This window comes from Streptococcus oralis (assembly GCF_001578705.1).
Classification (GTDB): Bacteria; Bacillota; Bacilli; order Lactobacillales; family Streptococcaceae; genus Streptococcus; species Streptococcus oralis_J.
The window spans coordinates 551,821-568,676 of sequence record NZ_KQ969037.1; the positions used below are offsets into that span (position 1 = coordinate 551,821).

The 16,856-nt window shown below is 39.9% G+C and carries 16 protein-coding genes and 1 pseudogene; 2 read left to right on the plus strand and 15 right to left on the minus strand.

The window, feature by feature from the left end:
• The 11 genes and pseudogenes from SORDD05_RS10220 to gyrA form a co-directional block, all read right to left on the minus strand.
• On the minus strand, nt 1–690 hold a 690-nt coding region (locus tag SORDD05_RS10220; protein ID WP_231077313.1), incomplete at its 3' end, for a hypothetical protein.
• Nucleotides 691–693: 3 nt separating this feature from the next.
• Complete coding sequence (locus tag SORDD05_RS02685; RefSeq protein WP_061416975.1) at nt 694–906, minus strand: hypothetical protein; 213 nt, start codon at nt 904–906, stop codon at nt 694–696.
• 199 nt (nt 907–1,105) lie between these two features.
• The gene (locus tag SORDD05_RS02690; RefSeq protein WP_061416976.1) at nt 1,106–2,380 is read right to left on the minus strand and encodes a DUF2130 domain-containing protein; all 1,275 of its coding nucleotides are present in this window, start codon (nt 2,378–2,380) and stop codon (nt 1,106–1,108) included.
• 93 nt (nt 2,381–2,473) lie between these two features.
• Nucleotides 2,474–3,754, minus strand: coding sequence for an O-acetylhomoserine aminocarboxypropyltransferase/cysteine synthase family protein (locus tag SORDD05_RS02695; RefSeq protein ID WP_061416977.1), 1,281 nt, complete (start codon nt 3,752–3,754; stop codon nt 2,474–2,476).
• A gap of 150 nt (nt 3,755–3,904) precedes the next feature.
• The gene (locus tag SORDD05_RS02700; protein WP_061416978.1) at nt 3,905–4,702 is read right to left on the minus strand and encodes a formate/nitrite transporter family protein; all 798 of its coding nucleotides are present in this window, start codon (nt 4,700–4,702) and stop codon (nt 3,905–3,907) included.
• A gap of 125 nt (nt 4,703–4,827) precedes the next feature.
• The gene (locus SORDD05_RS02705) at nt 4,828–5,175 is read right to left on the minus strand and encodes a hypothetical protein (protein ID WP_061416979.1); all 348 of its coding nucleotides are present in this window, start codon (nt 5,173–5,175) and stop codon (nt 4,828–4,830) included.
• A gap of 122 nt (nt 5,176–5,297) precedes the next feature.
• The gene (locus SORDD05_RS02710; protein WP_061416980.1) at nt 5,298–5,639 is read right to left on the minus strand and encodes a hypothetical protein; all 342 of its coding nucleotides are present in this window, start codon (nt 5,637–5,639) and stop codon (nt 5,298–5,300) included.
• Nucleotides 5,640–6,011: 372 nt separating this feature from the next.
• Nucleotides 6,012–6,641 (minus strand): annotated as a pseudogene (locus SORDD05_RS02715) (hypothetical protein).
• A 26-nt stretch (nt 6,642–6,667) separates the two neighbouring features.
• On the minus strand, nt 6,668–7,084 hold the full coding sequence (locus tag SORDD05_RS02720; RefSeq protein ID WP_061416981.1) for a hypothetical protein: 417 nt from the start codon (nt 7,082–7,084) through the stop codon (nt 6,668–6,670).
• A 73-nt stretch (nt 7,085–7,157) separates the two neighbouring features.
• Entirely contained in the window at nt 7,158–7,898 is a 741-nt protein-coding gene (locus SORDD05_RS02725) for a class A sortase (RefSeq protein WP_061416982.1), read from the minus strand.
• Nucleotides 7,898–10,366 carry a DNA gyrase subunit A gene (gyrA, locus tag SORDD05_RS02730; protein WP_061416983.1) on the minus strand — a complete coding sequence of 823 codons (2,469 nt, stop codon included), beginning with the start codon at nt 10,364–10,366 and terminating at the stop codon, nt 7,898–7,900. The genes SORDD05_RS02725 and gyrA overlap by 1 nt, the downstream gene beginning before the upstream one ends.
• A gap of 193 nt (nt 10,367–10,559) precedes the next feature.
• Between gyrA and SORDD05_RS02735 the strand changes: the two genes are divergently transcribed.
• Nucleotides 10,560–11,546, plus strand: coding sequence for an L-lactate dehydrogenase (locus SORDD05_RS02735; RefSeq protein WP_061416984.1), 987 nt, complete (start codon nt 10,560–10,562; stop codon nt 11,544–11,546).
• Nucleotides 11,547–11,675: 129 nt separating this feature from the next.
• Here the strand turns inward: SORDD05_RS02735 and SORDD05_RS02740 are convergent, their stop codons facing one another.
• The gene (locus SORDD05_RS02740) at nt 11,676–11,951 is read right to left on the minus strand and encodes an HU family DNA-binding protein (protein ID WP_001284636.1); all 276 of its coding nucleotides are present in this window, start codon (nt 11,949–11,951) and stop codon (nt 11,676–11,678) included.
• Between the two features lie 107 nt (nt 11,952–12,058).
• Nucleotides 12,059–12,895 carry a DegV family protein gene (locus SORDD05_RS02745; RefSeq protein WP_061416985.1) on the minus strand — a complete coding sequence of 279 codons (837 nt, stop codon included), beginning with the start codon at nt 12,893–12,895 and terminating at the stop codon, nt 12,059–12,061.
• 143 nt (nt 12,896–13,038) lie between these two features.
• Between SORDD05_RS02745 and SORDD05_RS02750 the strand changes: the two genes are divergently transcribed.
• On the plus strand, nt 13,039–13,887 hold the full coding sequence (locus SORDD05_RS02750) for a YitT family protein (RefSeq protein WP_000619968.1): 849 nt from the start codon (nt 13,039–13,041) through the stop codon (nt 13,885–13,887).
• A gap of 22 nt (nt 13,888–13,909) precedes the next feature.
• Here the strand turns inward: SORDD05_RS02750 and SORDD05_RS02755 are convergent, their stop codons facing one another.
• Both SORDD05_RS02755 and sufB read right to left on the minus strand, forming a co-directional pair.
• Nucleotides 13,910–15,307: an APC family permease gene (locus SORDD05_RS02755; RefSeq protein WP_061416986.1), complete on the minus strand. Its 1,398-nt coding sequence runs from the start codon at nt 15,305–15,307 to the stop codon at nt 13,910–13,912.
• 126 nt (nt 15,308–15,433) lie between these two features.
• Nucleotides 15,434–16,846, minus strand: coding sequence for a Fe-S cluster assembly protein SufB (sufB, locus tag SORDD05_RS02760; RefSeq protein WP_061416987.1), 1,413 nt, complete (start codon nt 16,844–16,846; stop codon nt 15,434–15,436).
• Between the last annotated feature and the right edge of the window lie 10 nt (nt 16,847–16,856).

The window sequence follows — 16,856 nt, forward strand, 5'->3', positions numbered from 1 at the left end:
GTTGAGGGCTCCGTAATAAGAAAACATGATTCGAGCTAGATTACTTTCTGGTTCAGTGGTGTCGAAGTAGTCGTTCACTTCTTTATTGAACACAATATCTTTTATGGCTTGGGCTTGAGCAACGAGTTTAGCCTTACCATCTTTCGAATCTGGCGCCTTGGACAACTGTTCCTCAAAGAAAGCAATATCTTGCGCATCTTGAAGATGGATGGAAACCAACAATTGACCATAAGTTAATCTTAGGAATATGTCTGTACTAAATCTCTTCCAAACTTTTTTTAAATTAATTTTTTCAAAATTTTCTTTCGCAGCTTGAAAATCTCCTTTCAAATAAGTCACTTGTCCCTTAACAAAATGGAAATTTTCTTGGTACGTTGCTCTATAGGGCTTAATAGATTTTTCAGATTGAACCCTAAACATGTCTTCATAGAGTTTAAGATTAATAGCATCGTTTAACATTAGATAAACAACTTTGCTAGATATAAATCTTAAATAAAATACAAAGACGAGAGCTAAAAAGTCAATAACTAATAATATGAGTCCCAATATTTTCAAATTACTTTGAAATACTAAAAATAGTGCCATCACATCAACAGCCAAGACTAAAAATAAGCAAATTAGAATAGCCCTATCAAGTTGTAGAAGAGTGTTTTCTGCCTCCCTACTAACTATTTTTTCAACTAATTTCATATGTTACTCCCCTTTATTATTAAAAATAGATATTCCAATAAGGATGCTAGTTAACCCTCCTAGTAATTTTAGAGTTCCAAAAGCAGTTAGAGCAGCGATAGCTGAAGGAGCAAACGCTACAGCGGCACCTATAGCAATTACTGCACCAAAAGCTATTGCTACCGACTCAACTGGATGCTCTGCGACATAGTCAAATGTCCTTTGGAGATGATCCACCGTTCTCACCCCTGTTTCAGTGGTCGTCTTAACTGTTGCGTAGTCTTGTTTGACCTGGTTATGTTCTTTTACATAGGTGACGTACGGTAAGAACTTATATCAGTTTTATCTTTCTAAATAGCTCTTCGTTTCCTGTACATAAAGTTGTAAATATTTAATGTAGACATACGACTATTTTAAAGTTATTTCATATTTAAGGCTACTCCCCCTTCAGCGCTTCAAATTTCGCTTTCATGGTTGGATTTTTTCGGGTCAATTTTTTAACCGAAACATCTTCCAATTTGTTATTAGCGAGGCGGAGTTGGTTTTCGGATGTGGTCAGGAACTTCTTGACTTCTTCCATACGCTTAATTGCTTTATCAATTTCATCGATGGCTTTGCCAAAGTTGGTCGAAGCTGAGTTGTAGTTCTTGGCAAAAGCTACTTTGAAGGCATCCAAGTCTTCCTCAAAGTGTGTAATATCAATATTCTGCTCACGAACCAAGGCCAACTCTTGCTTGTATTTGAGAGAATTAAGCGCTGCATTTCGCAAGAGACCAATCAACTGGATAAAGAATTGAGGACGTACCACATACATCTTTTCATACTCGTGGCTGACGTCAACAATCCCTGTGTTAAAGTAGTCGTTATCTGCCTCAAGCATGGTCACCAAAACGGCATATTCACAGTTTTTCTCCCGACGGTCCTTGTCTAATTCCTTATAAAAATCTGCATTTTTGTGCTTCTTCTCCGTCCCATCCGCTTCGTTTTTCATTTCAAACATGATGGAAATAATTTCCACTCCATTTTCATCACACTCACGGAAGATAAAATCTCCCTTAGACCCGCGCGCAGAGACCTTGTTATCCTTCTCAAAGTAGGCATTTGGAAAGGCAAAACTGCGGACCTTGTTAAACTCACTCTCTGCATACTGTTCCAGACTTTCCCCGATAGCTTTTGTAGATTGTTGAGCTTTGAAGTTCTTATAAAACTCTACTTGTTCACTAACTGCCTTGAGCTGGGCTTCGTAATTTTGCTTGAGGGAAGCTAGAGATAACTCATTTTCCTTTTCTTGCAAGAGGAGCTGATTTTTGACTTGATCCCGTTCTTTTTCTAGGTCAGAAAGGGTCTTTTGCAGTTGATTTTCATGCTCCAAACGTAAGATAGTCAATTGGTTTTCTAAGGTCTGTACTTTCTTGTCCTTAGCCAATAAGGCCTGATGACCTGTTTGTTCAACCTCTTTCTTAGCCAGTTCTTTCTCTGTATCAAAGTTTTGGATTTGACTCTGTAATTGCGCGATTTCTTGGTCTTTTTGAGCCAGTTTAGTCTGTTGTTCATTCATAGCCTTCTGCTCAGCCAAGGCCAGCTCCTGCTTCATGCGATCGTGCAATTCCTTATCAAACTCAGCCGTTCTCACTTGGGATAAAAGTTCGGCATACTGGTTCTCATTTACTGTAAAGACTTCCCCACAGTTGGGACATTTGATTTCGTTCATAACTTTCCTCTTTCTAGACTTCTTTATCCATTATATCATGCCTTAGGGAAAATCAAAAACAGTGAGTCGAAACCCACTGTTTATCTGTTTACTTTATACTTTTTCCAAGGCCAAGCGCAAATCTTCAATCAAATCCTCTACATTTTCAAGTCCGATAGACAAGCGGATTTGGTTTGGTGTGACACCTGCTGCTTCTAGATCTTTTTCTGACAACTGACCGTGAGTGGTTGTCGCTGGATGGACAACAAGCGATTTGGCATCTGCAACGTTTGCTAGGTCAGAGAAGATTTCAAGATTATCAATCACCTTGCGTGCCTCTGTCTCTCCACCTTTGACATGGAAGGTAAAGATTGAACCTACACCTTTAGGAAGGTATTTCTCAGCCAAGGCATGATAAGGACTGTCAGCTAATTTTGGATAATTTACTTTCTCAACCTTAGGATGGTTAACAAGAAAATCAACAATTTTCTCTGTATTTTGAATATGGCGTTCTACACGAAGCGAAAGGGTTTCAAGTCCTTGGAGCAAGAGAAAAGCATTAAATGGTGACAAGGCAGCACCTGTATCACGAAGCAATTGGACACGAACAGCGATAATAAAGGCTGCTGCACCCACATCCCGAGTATAGCTCAAGTTATGGTAACTTGGGTCTTCCTCAACAAATTGAGGAAATTTCCCTGAAGCTTCCCAGTCAAAACGGCCGCTATCAACAATGACACCACCAATAGTCGTACCATGCCCACCGATAAACTTAGTTGCTGAATGAATGGCAATATCTACACCGTGAGAGAAGACGTTAATCAAATATGGTGTGGCAAAAGTGTTGTCTGAAACGAGAGGAATCTTGTGTTTATGCGCAATCTCAGCCAATTTTCCCAAGTCAGGAATATTAATCAAGGGGTTGCCCAAGGTTTCAATCAAAACAAGCTTGGTATTGTCACCGATAGCTGCTTCCACTTCCTCCAAATTATCCACATCGACAAAGGTTGTTGTAATCCCATAACGAGGAAGTGTTTCTTTCAAGAGGTTGAAGGTCCCACCGTAAATAGTTGACGCAGCCACCACATGGTCACCTGCGTGAGCAAGCGCCAAAATAGTGTAGGTTACAGCAGCCATACCAGATGCTGTCGCTAATGCTCCAACACCGCCTTCAAGAGCAGCGATTCTTTCCTCAAAGGCTGCTGTTGTAGGATTGGTGATACGAGTATAGATATTGCCTGGTTTTCTCAAGGCAAACAAATCAGCACCTTCCTGCGTGTCATCAAAAACGAAGGATGTTGTTTGATAAATCGGTACTGCACGAGACTTGGTCGCTGGATCAACGACTTGCCCAGCATGTAATTGTAGGGTTTCAAATTTAAAATCACGAGTCATAAGACGTCCTCCAAATAGCTTCATTACGGATATTGTATCATCTTGTACCAGTCTTTTCCAATACAGTTTTTCTATATTTTGATATAAGGAACAACTATGACTAGTCATACACATCAAACAAAAAAGCACGATTAACTCGTGCTCATTTCTTTAATCGACATAAGTATCTTCGTTTTTATTGAGGAAGGCGTATGGTAAGCCCATCAAGAGACCTCCTCCGATAAAGTTCCCGACAAAGGTTACACCCCAGTGGCGAAGGATATTAGGAATGTCAAAGTTTGCAATTGAATCCGCTGCAACACTGAATTTAACAATCGCAAAAGAAGCAAAGTTCGCAGCAATGTGTTCGTTTGTTAAGAATACAAACATGTAAATTGCTGATAAGACAAGCCAAAGTTTGGCTCCACCGTCTTTGACCAAAACAAATGAAAGAATGGCAATGTTTACAAAGATATTGGCTAAAATACCTTCAAGCAAGACTAGCTCATTGGAACGACCTAATTTCATCTCTACAACTCCTGAAATGAAGCTATTATGTGTTAGATTTGCATAGGCTGCTGAGTGGGCAAAGCCCCAACCTGCTATCAAAGCTCCGATGAGGTTGAACAAGGTACAGTAAAGTAGAATCTCAGCCGTTTTTCTCCAAGAAATTTTCTTCAAAAAACTGCCAGCTGTCAAAAACATCATATTTGAAGTTACTAGCTCAGCATTCAAGAAAACAATGTAGGCCAATCCCCAAGCAAAAACGAATGGGAAGAGGAAACGTCCACTACCTGGTGCTATTTTATTAATCAAGTCAGCACCGATTGCCCCTGCACCTGTACTAAATGTTAAGAAAGCTCCTGCAAACATGGAACGAATCGCATACTTAAACTTGCTTTGGCTATAAAGACTTTCTTTCTTCTTACAAGCAAATTCAATCTTTGAGATAAATTCTGAAGAGACCATAAAAAACTCCTAAAACTTTTATTTGTGAATATTATAACATAAAACACGCAATTTGAAAAGCCTTTCTTGTATACGTTTTCTACAAAGAAAATCAAGGCATTGGGGGAATTCCATAAATCTCTCCTTTACCCATTAACAGAAAAACATTTCAATGTTTCAAATTGATCATCCAAAAATTCAAACTCAAATAGGTGCCAGTCATCGAAGGTTTGCTCACAATAACTAACTGTTCCTTGATTGTAGTCAATGATAGGTTTTCCCAGCTTGTTCTTCACATCTTCCTCGCTGACTGCTCCATACATTTCCTTAAGATCAGCTAGCATGAAGTTGATAATTCTATTGAGATTTTCCTGATAATTTTTTGATAACAGTTCAACTTTATCTATAAAGTCACAATCAGGCTCTTCGTCCCAAACAAAGGTCACTCCCTCATGCTCATAAGTGTATTGCTGTAAACTCTCATCAAAATTCATTGTTCACTCTCCAAATCATTATCATTTACTAAAAATTTATTAACATTAATCAAAATGTTCAAATGATTTCATAAAAATGTCTTCCACACACGCGTACGATAAAATAACAACACTTGCAATGATTAGAAGATATCATCATAATGTTCACTCGCTTTTTGCACAAACTCGAAAATATTCAAAGATATGGGTTTCATTTCCAGTGAACCTAATGCCCCCAAATCATTCATATAAATAGTGTCGTCAGAATCTTTCTTTATAAAAAAAGCGACATCCCCATCTTGCCCAATCAGGAAAAAATCAGGTTCCCACTCTTCTATTTGGTAGGTGGAGTTTCTTTCTAGCAAATCTAGTCTTGAGTATAAGGTGATGCCTGTATTCTCTATTACCAACTCTCCTGCTTTATCGATTTTACTCAAGAATTCTGCGTATAGGTTTGGAAGTACCAAGTCGATCTGATTATTCATTGTCAACTCCTCATCTATTTTTCCTACTGCGAAAGTCCTATATCTCATCTTCACCTAGTTCTCTAAAATGTGAAATATGATATCCAAAATAAGACTTCCCCGATTTTCCTATGAAGATTCAGTGTTCAGTCATATTGGCAATTTCTCCCAAGAATATCATAGGAAGATCCTTGTCAAATGGAAAACTACTTGTTATGTCTTCTTTGAGCGTAACTAAAGACTTTTCTCTTAACTGACTCATTATCTATCCTCTCTTATACTAGACATCCTTCGGTTGCTTACGATAAATCTTTTAACCTACTGACCAGTTTCCTTTCACATTAAAAAGATGCTATTAAAGTTGAATGATCATCTTGCAAGTATCATACATTATCAAATTTTATAGTTTTCAATTTCTTCTCTACTCATACCTACAAGTTCTGTCGTCCACAAGCCTACAATGTCCGACAAGACTGGATCGCAGGTGTACTTTTCTTCCCCATCGATATACTTACAGGAAAGGACAGGCTTCCTTGTCGCCGCTTGATAAAATGTCATGGCTACTTTTTCTAGTTTTTGGGGATTGAAATCAAGTGATAGTTTTTGAGCCATATTTCCTCGTACCAGATCCCAATTTTCCTGCTTAACCTGATAGCTTTCTCGTATTTTAGACACATAGCCCCTACAAAATGCTTTCAATAAGTCTGTGTTCTGATAAAGATACCGACAACTAAAATCCGAAATACAACCTGCGTGAAGTAGGAATGTCAGTAAGTCATCCAGACTTTCTGCTACTCTCCCCACTTGGCCCTCACTTCCGATAAAGCCTATGCTGTTATCTTAGAGAAAAACATATTCTCCCCCACTACCGTCTTGAGCAAAAGCCTTACAGGCAAGAGAGTACTCCTCATTGTTCCCTGAAAACTGGACTTCACTTATCTTGTCATAAAAATAAATATCACATTCAGTCATCAGTAAGGTCCTTAACTGTTCATTTTCTCTGACTTCTTGTAGCTTATCCATGATCATTCCTTTCTTAAACTAAACACTTATCCATCTATTACAATTCTAATATGGTAGTTTTTAGTTTCATTCTTTAGATTCTTCACAAGCAGATCATTCTGTTTTGATTGTCCGAAGAAAAAACTGACAGCTTTTCCATCTTTTCTTTCGATACACAAATGATACCTTGCCCCATTCAATTTGACACTTCGAATATATTTGACTTCAATCATTTTGATGTTATTCAGCGGAATGATTCTCTTCACAAATACAAAAGCATTGTGAATATAAAGTCTCCCATTGGCAATGTGAAACGGGGCAAAAAAATCACCACCACTACGACGGACAATTATAAAACGACGCCAAAGGATTAGTAAAAGAATAGCTGCCAATAAATAAATGGAAAAACTAAAGACAGGATTTTTCCACAACGTTTTCATTCCAATCCAAAGATATTCGAACATGCATTATTCTCCTTTGACCGACGGTTCTATCTGACAAAAACCAGTGAAAAATACAATTCACTGGTTTTTTAGGTTAATAACGTTGTTTATATGGCTGATTAAAGGCGCTTAGGATATCATCAGATGTTTCAGAATAAGCTTTAACTTCTTTAAAATCACCTTTAACAATAATCCGCTCTGTCGCATTATAGTCCACACAAGTTACCAGCGTAATCTCCTTAACTCCTTCATGATCCTCGATTTCATCTACCCGATCGGGGGTTACGTGCTTCACTTCACGAATCTCATAGGTGTATACTTTATCTTTATCAGTCAGATAGATTTTCATCCCCGCTTTGGCATTGACCAAAGGTGAGAAGAGCATCTGACTCGCATTTTCAGCAGTAAAGATATGGTGACTAGCTAGAGAATAGTTGCCCTCCCCCATTTTCTGATTTGCTTTCATGGTTCCTGCTCCGTAGAACAAGTTTACATTATCCAAACCTTTAAAAATAGGCAGGTTAATCTCTACTTCAGGAATGGCAATCCCTCCGATAACTGGAAGTTGCTGAGAATCCCACTGGGCAGCTAACACCGCTTCCGATGAAATGGATTTGACAGAATCAAAATCGAAATTTCCTTCTGTCTCTTTATTTTCCTCAATCTTTTCCTTAGTCACCTGACTGACTTGGTATTTATTGGTATTCCAAACCATAAAGATGTCACGAATTTGAGCATTAAAAATCAAGGCAAGGGATAGAAGAATTAAAAATCCAGCTAAAATATTGATTAGTATATTTTTACGGTTATTCTTCTTTAATTTTCTGTGAGACATTATGCTTCACCCTCTGTTCTCTCTTCTGTTGCTACCTCTTCTTTTTCTGCTGCAGCAACCGTTGTGAAGGTCACAATCTTAGCATCTTGGTCTAGACGCATCACCTTAACTCCCATCGTTGAGCGTCCTGTTTGTGAAATATTGGCAACATTTGTTCGAATCATGACACCTGTATCTGTGATAATCATCAGGTCTTCATCCCCTTTAACAGTGAGGAGACCTGCAAGAGGACCATTCTTCTCAGCAACATTGGCTGTCTTCATCCCTTTACCACCACGGCCTTTAGTAGGATATTCAGTAGCAAGTGTACGTTTACCGTATCCTTTTTCAGTAATGATAAGGACCTCATCCTGGTCAGTAATAACACTTGCGCCAACTACTGTATCACCTTCACGAAGATTGACCCCTCGAACACCAGTCGCGATACGGCTCATGCCACGAACGGCTGACTGATTAAAGCGAACAGCATAACCAAACTTAGTACCAATGATAATATCTGTGTCTTCTTCTGTCAATAGAACATTAATCAATTCGTCCTCATCCTTGAGATTCAAGGCCTTAAGTCCATTTTGACGAATATTGGCAAATTCTTTGACACTGGTTCTCTTCACAACACCGTGACGAGTTGTGAAGAAGAGATAGGCATCATCACTACGTTCAGACTCAACGTTGATAATGGTCTGAATGCTCTCACCCTCGTCCAACTTCAAAAGATTGACAACTGGCAATCCTTTGGCTGTACGACCATATTCTGGGATTTCATAACCTTTAAGGCGATAGACGCGTCCTTTATTGGTAAAGAAGAGCAAATGATCATGTGTGCTGGTTGAAACCAATTCACGCACAAAGTCATCATCCTTAACTCCCGTACCTTGGACTCCACGACCACCACGTTTTTGAGCAGTGAACTCACCTTGGTCCAGACGTTTGATGTAGCCCTTGTTAGATAGGGTAATCAAGACATCTGTCTCTTCAATCAAATCTTCATCTTCAAGGGTCAAGACCTCTCCGACCATCAACTCGGTACGACGTTTGTCACCAAACTTGCGTTTGACCTCGTCCAATTCCTCTTTGATGATTTGAGCCACGCGCTCAGGTTTGGCAAGAATATCTGCCAAATCTGCAATCAAGACAATCAATTCATCATACTCTGACTGAATCTTATCTCGTTCCAATCCTGTCAAACGACGGAGACGCATATCAAGGATAGCCTGACTTTGACGCTCAGAAAGTTTGAACTTGCTCATCAACTCAGCTTGCGCTTCCGCATCTGTTTCACTAGCACGGATAATACGAATCACTTCATCAATATGGTCAAGTGCGATTAAAAGACCTTCTAAGATGTGTGCACGTGCTTCTGCTTTTTCCTTATCAAAACGTGTCCGACGAACAACCACTTCTTTTTGATGCTCGATATAGGCATCCAAAATTTGACGAAGGGACAAGATCTTCGGTACGCCATTCTGAATCGCCAACATGTTGAAACCAAAATTGGTTTGCATCTGGGTCATCTTGAAGAGATTGTTAAGGATAACGTTGGCAGACGCGTCGCGTTTGACCTCTATCACAAAGCGAACCCCTTCACGGTTGGACTCATCACGTACAGCTGTAATGCCCTCAAGACGTTTTTCCTGAACCAAGCGAACAATATGCTCATGGACCTTGGTTTTATTGACCATGTAAGGGAATTCTGTTACAATGATGCGCTCGCGACCCGTCTTAGTGGTTTCAATCTCTGTGCGAGAACGAAGTACAATCGATCCTTTACCAGTCTCATAGGCCTTATGAATCCCTGATTTCCCCATAACAAGGGCACCAGTTGGAAAATCTGGACCAGGTAAGACTTCCATCAAGTCCTTAGTCGTCACTTCAGGATTGTCCATAACCAACTTCACCGCATCAATGGTTTCACCTAGGTTGTGGGGTGGGATATTAGTTGCCATCCCAACAGCGATACCAGTTGCCCCATTGACCAAAAGATTTGGAAAACGAGCTGGCAAGACCAAGGGTTCACGTTCATTGGCATCGTAGTTATCTACGAAATCAACTGTGTTTTTATTGATATCACGAAGCATTTCCAGAGCAATTTTGCTCATACGAGCCTCAGTGTAACGCTGTGCGGCGGCACCATCCCCGTCCATGGAACCAAAGTTTCCATGTCCATCTACAAGCATGTAACGGTAACTCCACCACTGGGCCATACGGACCATGGCTTCGTAAATAGAGGAATCCCCGTGCGGGTGGTATTTACCCATAACATCCCCTGTGATACGGGCTGATTTTTTATGAGGTTTGTCTGGAGTAACACCTAGTTCATTCATTCCGTAAAGAATACGGCGGTGAACAGGCTTCAAGCCATCTCGAACATCAGGAAGAGCACGCGCTACGATAACACTCATGGCGTAATCGATAAAACTGGTCTTCATCTCCTTTGTCAGATTGACATTCACTAAATTTTTATCCTGCATTAATAAATGCCTCATTTCACTATTAGTAATTAGATATATTATACCATAAAATGTCCTTTATTTCAGGCTTCTGAAACTACTAAAACGTTTACATCGATAACCGAATAGAATATTCGTGACAAAGCTTTTTAAAAGTGATAGAATGAAAGTGTCTGGGGATTCCCCTAAAAAAAATGAAGGAGATGTTTAGATAATGACTTCAACTAAACAACACAAAAAAGTGATCCTTGTTGGTGACGGTGCCGTAGGTTCATCTTACGCTTTCGCACTTGTTAACCAAGGAATTGCACAAGAGCTTGGAATTATCGAAATTCCACAATTACACGAAAAAGCTGTTGGTGATGCGCTTGACCTTAGTCACGCCCTTGCCTTCACTTCACCTAAAAAAATCTACGCTGCTCAATACTCTGACTGTGCAGATGCTGACCTTGTTGTTATCACTGCAGGTGCTCCTCAAAAACCAGGTGAAACTCGCCTTGACCTTGTAGGTAAAAACTTGGCTATCAACAAATCAATCGTAACACAAGTTGTTGAATCAGGTTTTGATGGTATCTTCCTTGTTGCTGCTAACCCAGTTGACGTTTTGACTTACTCAACTTGGAAATTCTCTGGATTCCCTAAAGAACGCGTTATCGGTTCAGGTACTTCACTTGACTCAGCTCGTTTCCGTCAAGCACTTGCCGAAAAATTGGATGTTGATGCTCGTTCAGTTCACGCCTACATCATGGGTGAACACGGAGACTCTGAATTCGCTGTTTGGTCACATGCCAACATCGCTGGTGTAAACCTTGAAGAATTCCTCAAAGACACTCAAAACGTTCAAGAAGCTGAATTGATTGAATTGTTCGAAGGTGTTCGTGATGCTGCTTACACAATCATCAACAAAAAAGGAGCTACATACTATGGTATCGCCGTAGCACTCGCTCGTATCACAAAAGCAATTCTTGATGACGAAAATGCAGTACTTCCACTTTCTGTATTCCAAGAAGGTCAATACGGAGTTGAAAACGTCTTTATCGGTCAACCAGCTGTTGTTGGTGCACACGGTATCGTTCGTCCAGTAAACATCCCATTGAACGACGCGGAAACTCAAAAAATGCAAGCATCTGCTAAAGAATTGCAAGCAATCATTGATGAAGCATGGAAAAACCCTGATTTCCAAGCAGCTTCTAAAAACTAATTAAAAGAAGGTTCTCATTTCATGGGAGCCTTTTTCTTTTTGCACAGAACGATAAAATCATATTTTCCAAAACAAAAAGCCCGTTGACCAAGCTAGAAAGCTTGATACAATAGGCTTTTTCTAAATTCATTATTTAACAGCGTCTTTAAGAGCTTTACCAGCTTTGAATGCTGGAACTTTAGAAGCTGCGATTTTGATTTCTTTACCAGTTTGTGGGTTGCGCCCTTTACGTGCAGCACGCTCACGAACTTCAAAGTTACCAAAACCGATCAATTGAACTTTTTCACCAGCTGCAAGGTATTCAGTTACCGCTGCAAATACAGCGTCAACTGCTGCTGCTGAATCTTTCTTAGTCAATTCTGTAGCTTCTGCTACTTTAGCGATCAAATCTTGTTTGTTTGCCATGTTAATAATTCCTCCAAATAATTTCTAATTAACAAATATAATCATATCCTAAAATCGCCCACAGGTCAAGTCAAAAACGCTATTTCTAACGATTTTTCTCTATTTTTTTAGGAATGATATCGAACTAAGATAGCCCACGCATTTTCACCTGTATGGGTTTGAATGATAGAACCTGTTTCCAATACTGAGATTGGTTTTTCGACATAAGTTTGTAAAACATTCTTCATCTCATTGGCCCATTCATTGGTACCAGCGTAGGAAATTCCAATTTCCGCAACGGATTTATGAGAAAGGGTCTCGGCCAACTCGTCAAGCCATTTTTTAAATGTCTTAGCACCGCGCCCCTTTACAATAGGTTGCAGTTCATGCTCCTTCATTTGCATGACGACACGAATATTTAACAGAGAACTGATCAAGCCTGTCACACGCCCAATACGACCACCTTTGACTAAATTTTCCAAAGTCGAAACACCGATATAAAGTTCGGTATGATTTTTCACATCTTCCACACGTGCCAAGATAGTTTCCAAATCTTTGCCTTCTTGGGCAAGTTTAGCAGCTTCAACTACTTGGAACTTCATCGCCTGGTCAGTAAAAGAACTATCAATAACGGTCACATCAGCGCTAGAGAGGCTTGCTCCTTGGCGAGCAGCTTCGACAGTACCAGATAGTGCATGGGACATGTGGATAGCGAGAATCTGGCTACCATCTTTGCCTAACTCTTCAAAAACTTCAGCAAATACTCCCACTGGAGGCTGACTGGTTTTGGGTAGGTTTTTACTTTGCTGCATAAGATGAAGGAATTCCCCCTCTTTCAAATCTGCATCAGAATAAAGGATACCATCAATCATCACAGATAAAGGAACAACGGTGATATTTAATTCTTTAACCACTTCTGGTTCAATAGTAACAGAGGAATCCGTTACAATTTTTACTTGTGTCATATCTTCAATCTTTCTATTCTTCTCAATAAGATAGGGATTTATCACTTTTATTATATCAAAAAATTGTTAAAAAATCATAATGAATCCAATGAAAAAGCTTGGAATTTTGGTATAATCTATCTATAGAAAAGCGAGGGAGAATCATGATCCGAAAAGTTCAGCCTATTGTCACTATCATACTTGGGGCAGCTATTTATGCCTTTGGTCTTACCTATTTTGTAGTTCCTCATCATTTGTTTGAAGGCGGAGCAACTGGTATCACATTGATTACCTTCTATCTCTTTAAAATTCCTGTCTCAGTGATGAATCTCTTGATTAACATCCCTCTCTTTATCCTCGCTTGGAAGATATTTGGTCCCAAAACTCTCTACTCCAGCCTTTTGGGAACCATTTCCCTCTCGATCTGGCTTGCTGTCTTTGAACGAATTCCTTTACAATTTGATTTGCAAGGTGATCTCATTATTGTCTCTTTAGTTTCTGGTGTTTTACTGGGAGTTGGTTTAGGAATTATCTTTAATGCTGGTGGTACAACAGGTGGATCAGATATTGTTGCTCGCATCCTCAACAAATACACCAATATTTCAATTGGAAAATTGCTTTTCTCGCTTGATTTCATTATTCTAATGTTGATTTTGATTATCTTCCAAGATTTGCGCCTAGTGACTTATACCCTCTTATTTGACTTTATCATTGCTCGTGTTATTGACCTGATCGGTGAAGGAGGTTATGCTGGTAAAGGATTTATGATTATAACTCAATTTCCAGATCGGTTAGCCGAAAAAATTAACGATGAACTCGGACGCGGCGTAACCTTTATATCTGGTCAAGGTTACTACAGCAAAAAGGATTTAAAAATTATCTACTGTATCGTCGGTCGAAATGAAATCGTTAAAATGAAGGATGTGATTCACCAAGTCGATCCTCAAGCCTTTATCACCATCACAGAGGCTCATGAAATTCTGGGGGAAGGATTTACTTATGTAAAAGATTAAAAAAGCTGGGAATTCCCAGCTTTTATTCTTCTTCAGAAAGTGTAGAGTGACGATAGCCATAAGTAAAGTAAATCATTAGTCCAACCAACAAAGCAAGTCCAAAGGCAATCCATGTTTCCTTGGTATACTGAAGCATAAAGGAAAGACAGATAAGAATGGAAAGGATTGGCAAAAGCGGCACTAAAGGAGTTTTGAATTCTCCTTCTTTTGGCATGCCCTTATCCTTTCTGAGCTTGATAATACCGTAGGCTAGCAAAATGAGATAAGCTAGCGTACAGATATTTAAAAAGGCAGCGATACTGGCTAGCGGAAAGACTCCTGCTGCAATGGCTGAAGCAACTCCTGTTAAGATGGTCGCATTCTTTGGAACTCGGCTAGTTTTACTTAGCTGTTTAAAACTTCGAGGTAAAAGACCATCACGTGCTAAGCTGTAAATCATTCGAGACAGAGCGTAGGTCATGGAAATACATACCGTTATCAGGGTAAGAATGGCTACGAGCGAAACATAATTGGCTGCCCAGCCAATTCCGATACTACGCAATGAAAAGGCCACTGCATCGTCCACATTGAGTTTGCTATAGTGAACAATCCCAGTCAATACTATTGTTACCAAGGCATAGAGAATAGTGACAATTGTCAGAGAAAGCACAATTCCGCGAGGAATATTTTTTTGCGGACTTTGAATTTCATCAACTGCCATGGAAATCGACTCAAAACCGAGAAAACCGAAGAACATCAAAGATGCACCTGCCATAATCCCAGTGCTTCCTCCATAAAGCTGACCAAAACCAAAAGGAGCAAAATTCATCCAATTTTCTGGCTTGATGTACCAAATACCAACTAGGATAAATAAGGCGAGAGCTGAGAATTTCAAGACCACTAAAAGCGAATTAAAGCGTAAGGCTGCCTTGGAATTTAATAAAACCAATCCTGTTACCAAAGCAAGCACCAAAATAGGTAAAAGGTCGATATAGGTGCCTTGTTCGGGGTTAAAAGTACCATTTAAGGCTTGGGGCATGGAAATACCATAATTACTGAGTAAGCCCTTAAAATAAGCTGCCCAACCAGACGCCACACCTGAAACAGCTGTCATAAATTCCATGATGGTCAACCAGCCAGCAATCCAGGCTGGCAATTCTCCTAAAATCGCATAGAGATAACTATAAGCGCCTCCTGTCGCAGGAACACGAGAGGCAAATTCTGCAAAAAAGAGCGCTGATAAAGAAACACATAGGGCAGAAATCACGATGGAAACCACTAGTGATGGACCAGCTAGTGTAGCTGCCGCTGTTCCTGTAATGGTGAAAATCCCCGTCCCTACCATGGCACCAATCCCTAGAAGAATCAAATCCCACAATTTCAAATGGCGATGCATCTCTGTCTGTCTCAGACTAACATCCTTGGTTCTAAAAATATTCATACTTCATCTCCACTAAATGTAATTGTTTTATTTTACCATATAAAAGCACTTTTGTGAATATTTATTAGGTTCTTTTTTAAAAAAAATTCTGAACAGGAAGACTTCCTGTTCAGATTTTGCATATTTTTACCCAACAGACCCTTCCATTTCATAGCTAATCAAGCGGTTCAGCTCAACTGCGTATTCCATTGGAAGCTCTTTGGTGAAGGGCTCCACAAATCCCATGACAATCATCTCGGTTGCCTCAGATTCTGACAAACCACGACTCATGAGGTAGTAGACTTGTTCCTCTGAAATCTTAGATACCTTGGCTTCGTGTTCCAAAGCAACTTGCGAGTTGTGAATTTCATTAAATGGAATAGTATCTGACGCTGATAAGTCATCCATTATAATGGTATCACACTCGATATGAGAAACAGATTTCTTAGAGTTTTTGTTAAAGGTTACTTGTCCACGGTAGTCCACCTTTCCTCCGCCTTTAGCGATGGATTTAGACACGATAGACGAGCTTGTATGTGGAGCGTTGTGGATCATCTTAGCACCCGTGTCTTGGTGTTGCCCTGCATTAGCAAAGGCGATAGAGAGCATAGTACCACGCGCCCCTTCTCCATCTAGGTAAACAGATGGGTATTTCATGGTTGTTTTGGCACCTAAGTTTCCATCAATCCACTCAACAGTCGCATCTTTCAAAGCTTTGGCACGTTTTGTTACCAAGTTATAGACATTATCAGACCAGTTCTGAATAGTCGTATAACGCATATAAGCTCCGTCCAAAGCGAAAATTTCTACAATGGCAGCGTGCAAGCTATTGCTTGAATAAGTTGGTGCTGTACATCCTTCTACGTAGTGGACACTTGCTCCCTCGTCAACGATAATCAAGGTACGTTCAAACTGACCTGTATTTTCATTGTTGATACGGAAATAAGTTTGAAGTGGAATATCCACTTTGACCCCTTTTGGTACGTAGATAAAAGTTCCACCCGACCATACTGCTGAGTTAAGGGCTGCCAACTTGTTATCTGTTGGTGGCACCAACTTCGCAAAGTATTGTTTAAACAAGTCTGGGTATTCCTTGAGGGCAGAATCTGTATCTGTAAAGATAATTCCTAACTTCTCAAACTCTTCCTTCATGTTGTGGTATACCACTTCTGACTCGTACTGAGCAGAGGCTCCTGCTAGATAGGCACGCTCAGCTTCTGGAATTCCGATACGTTCAAAGGTTTCTTTGATCTTTTCAGGTACATCATCCCAAGAACGGGCTGGTTTATCAGATGGTTTTTGGTAGTAGATCAAGTCATCAAAGTCAATCTCTGACAAGTCCGCTCCCCAAGTTTGCATAGGCATTTTCTTGAAGGTTTCATAAGACTTCAAACGGAATTCCAACATCCACTCTGGCTCACCCTTGGCAGCAGATAATTCACGAATAACACCTTCGTTGAGTCCTTTTCCTGTCGATAGGACAGGCTCTACATCATCATGGAAACCAAATTTATATTCACCAAGGTCAATTGGTTTTGGTTCTACTCTTTCTTCAGCCATAATTTCCTTT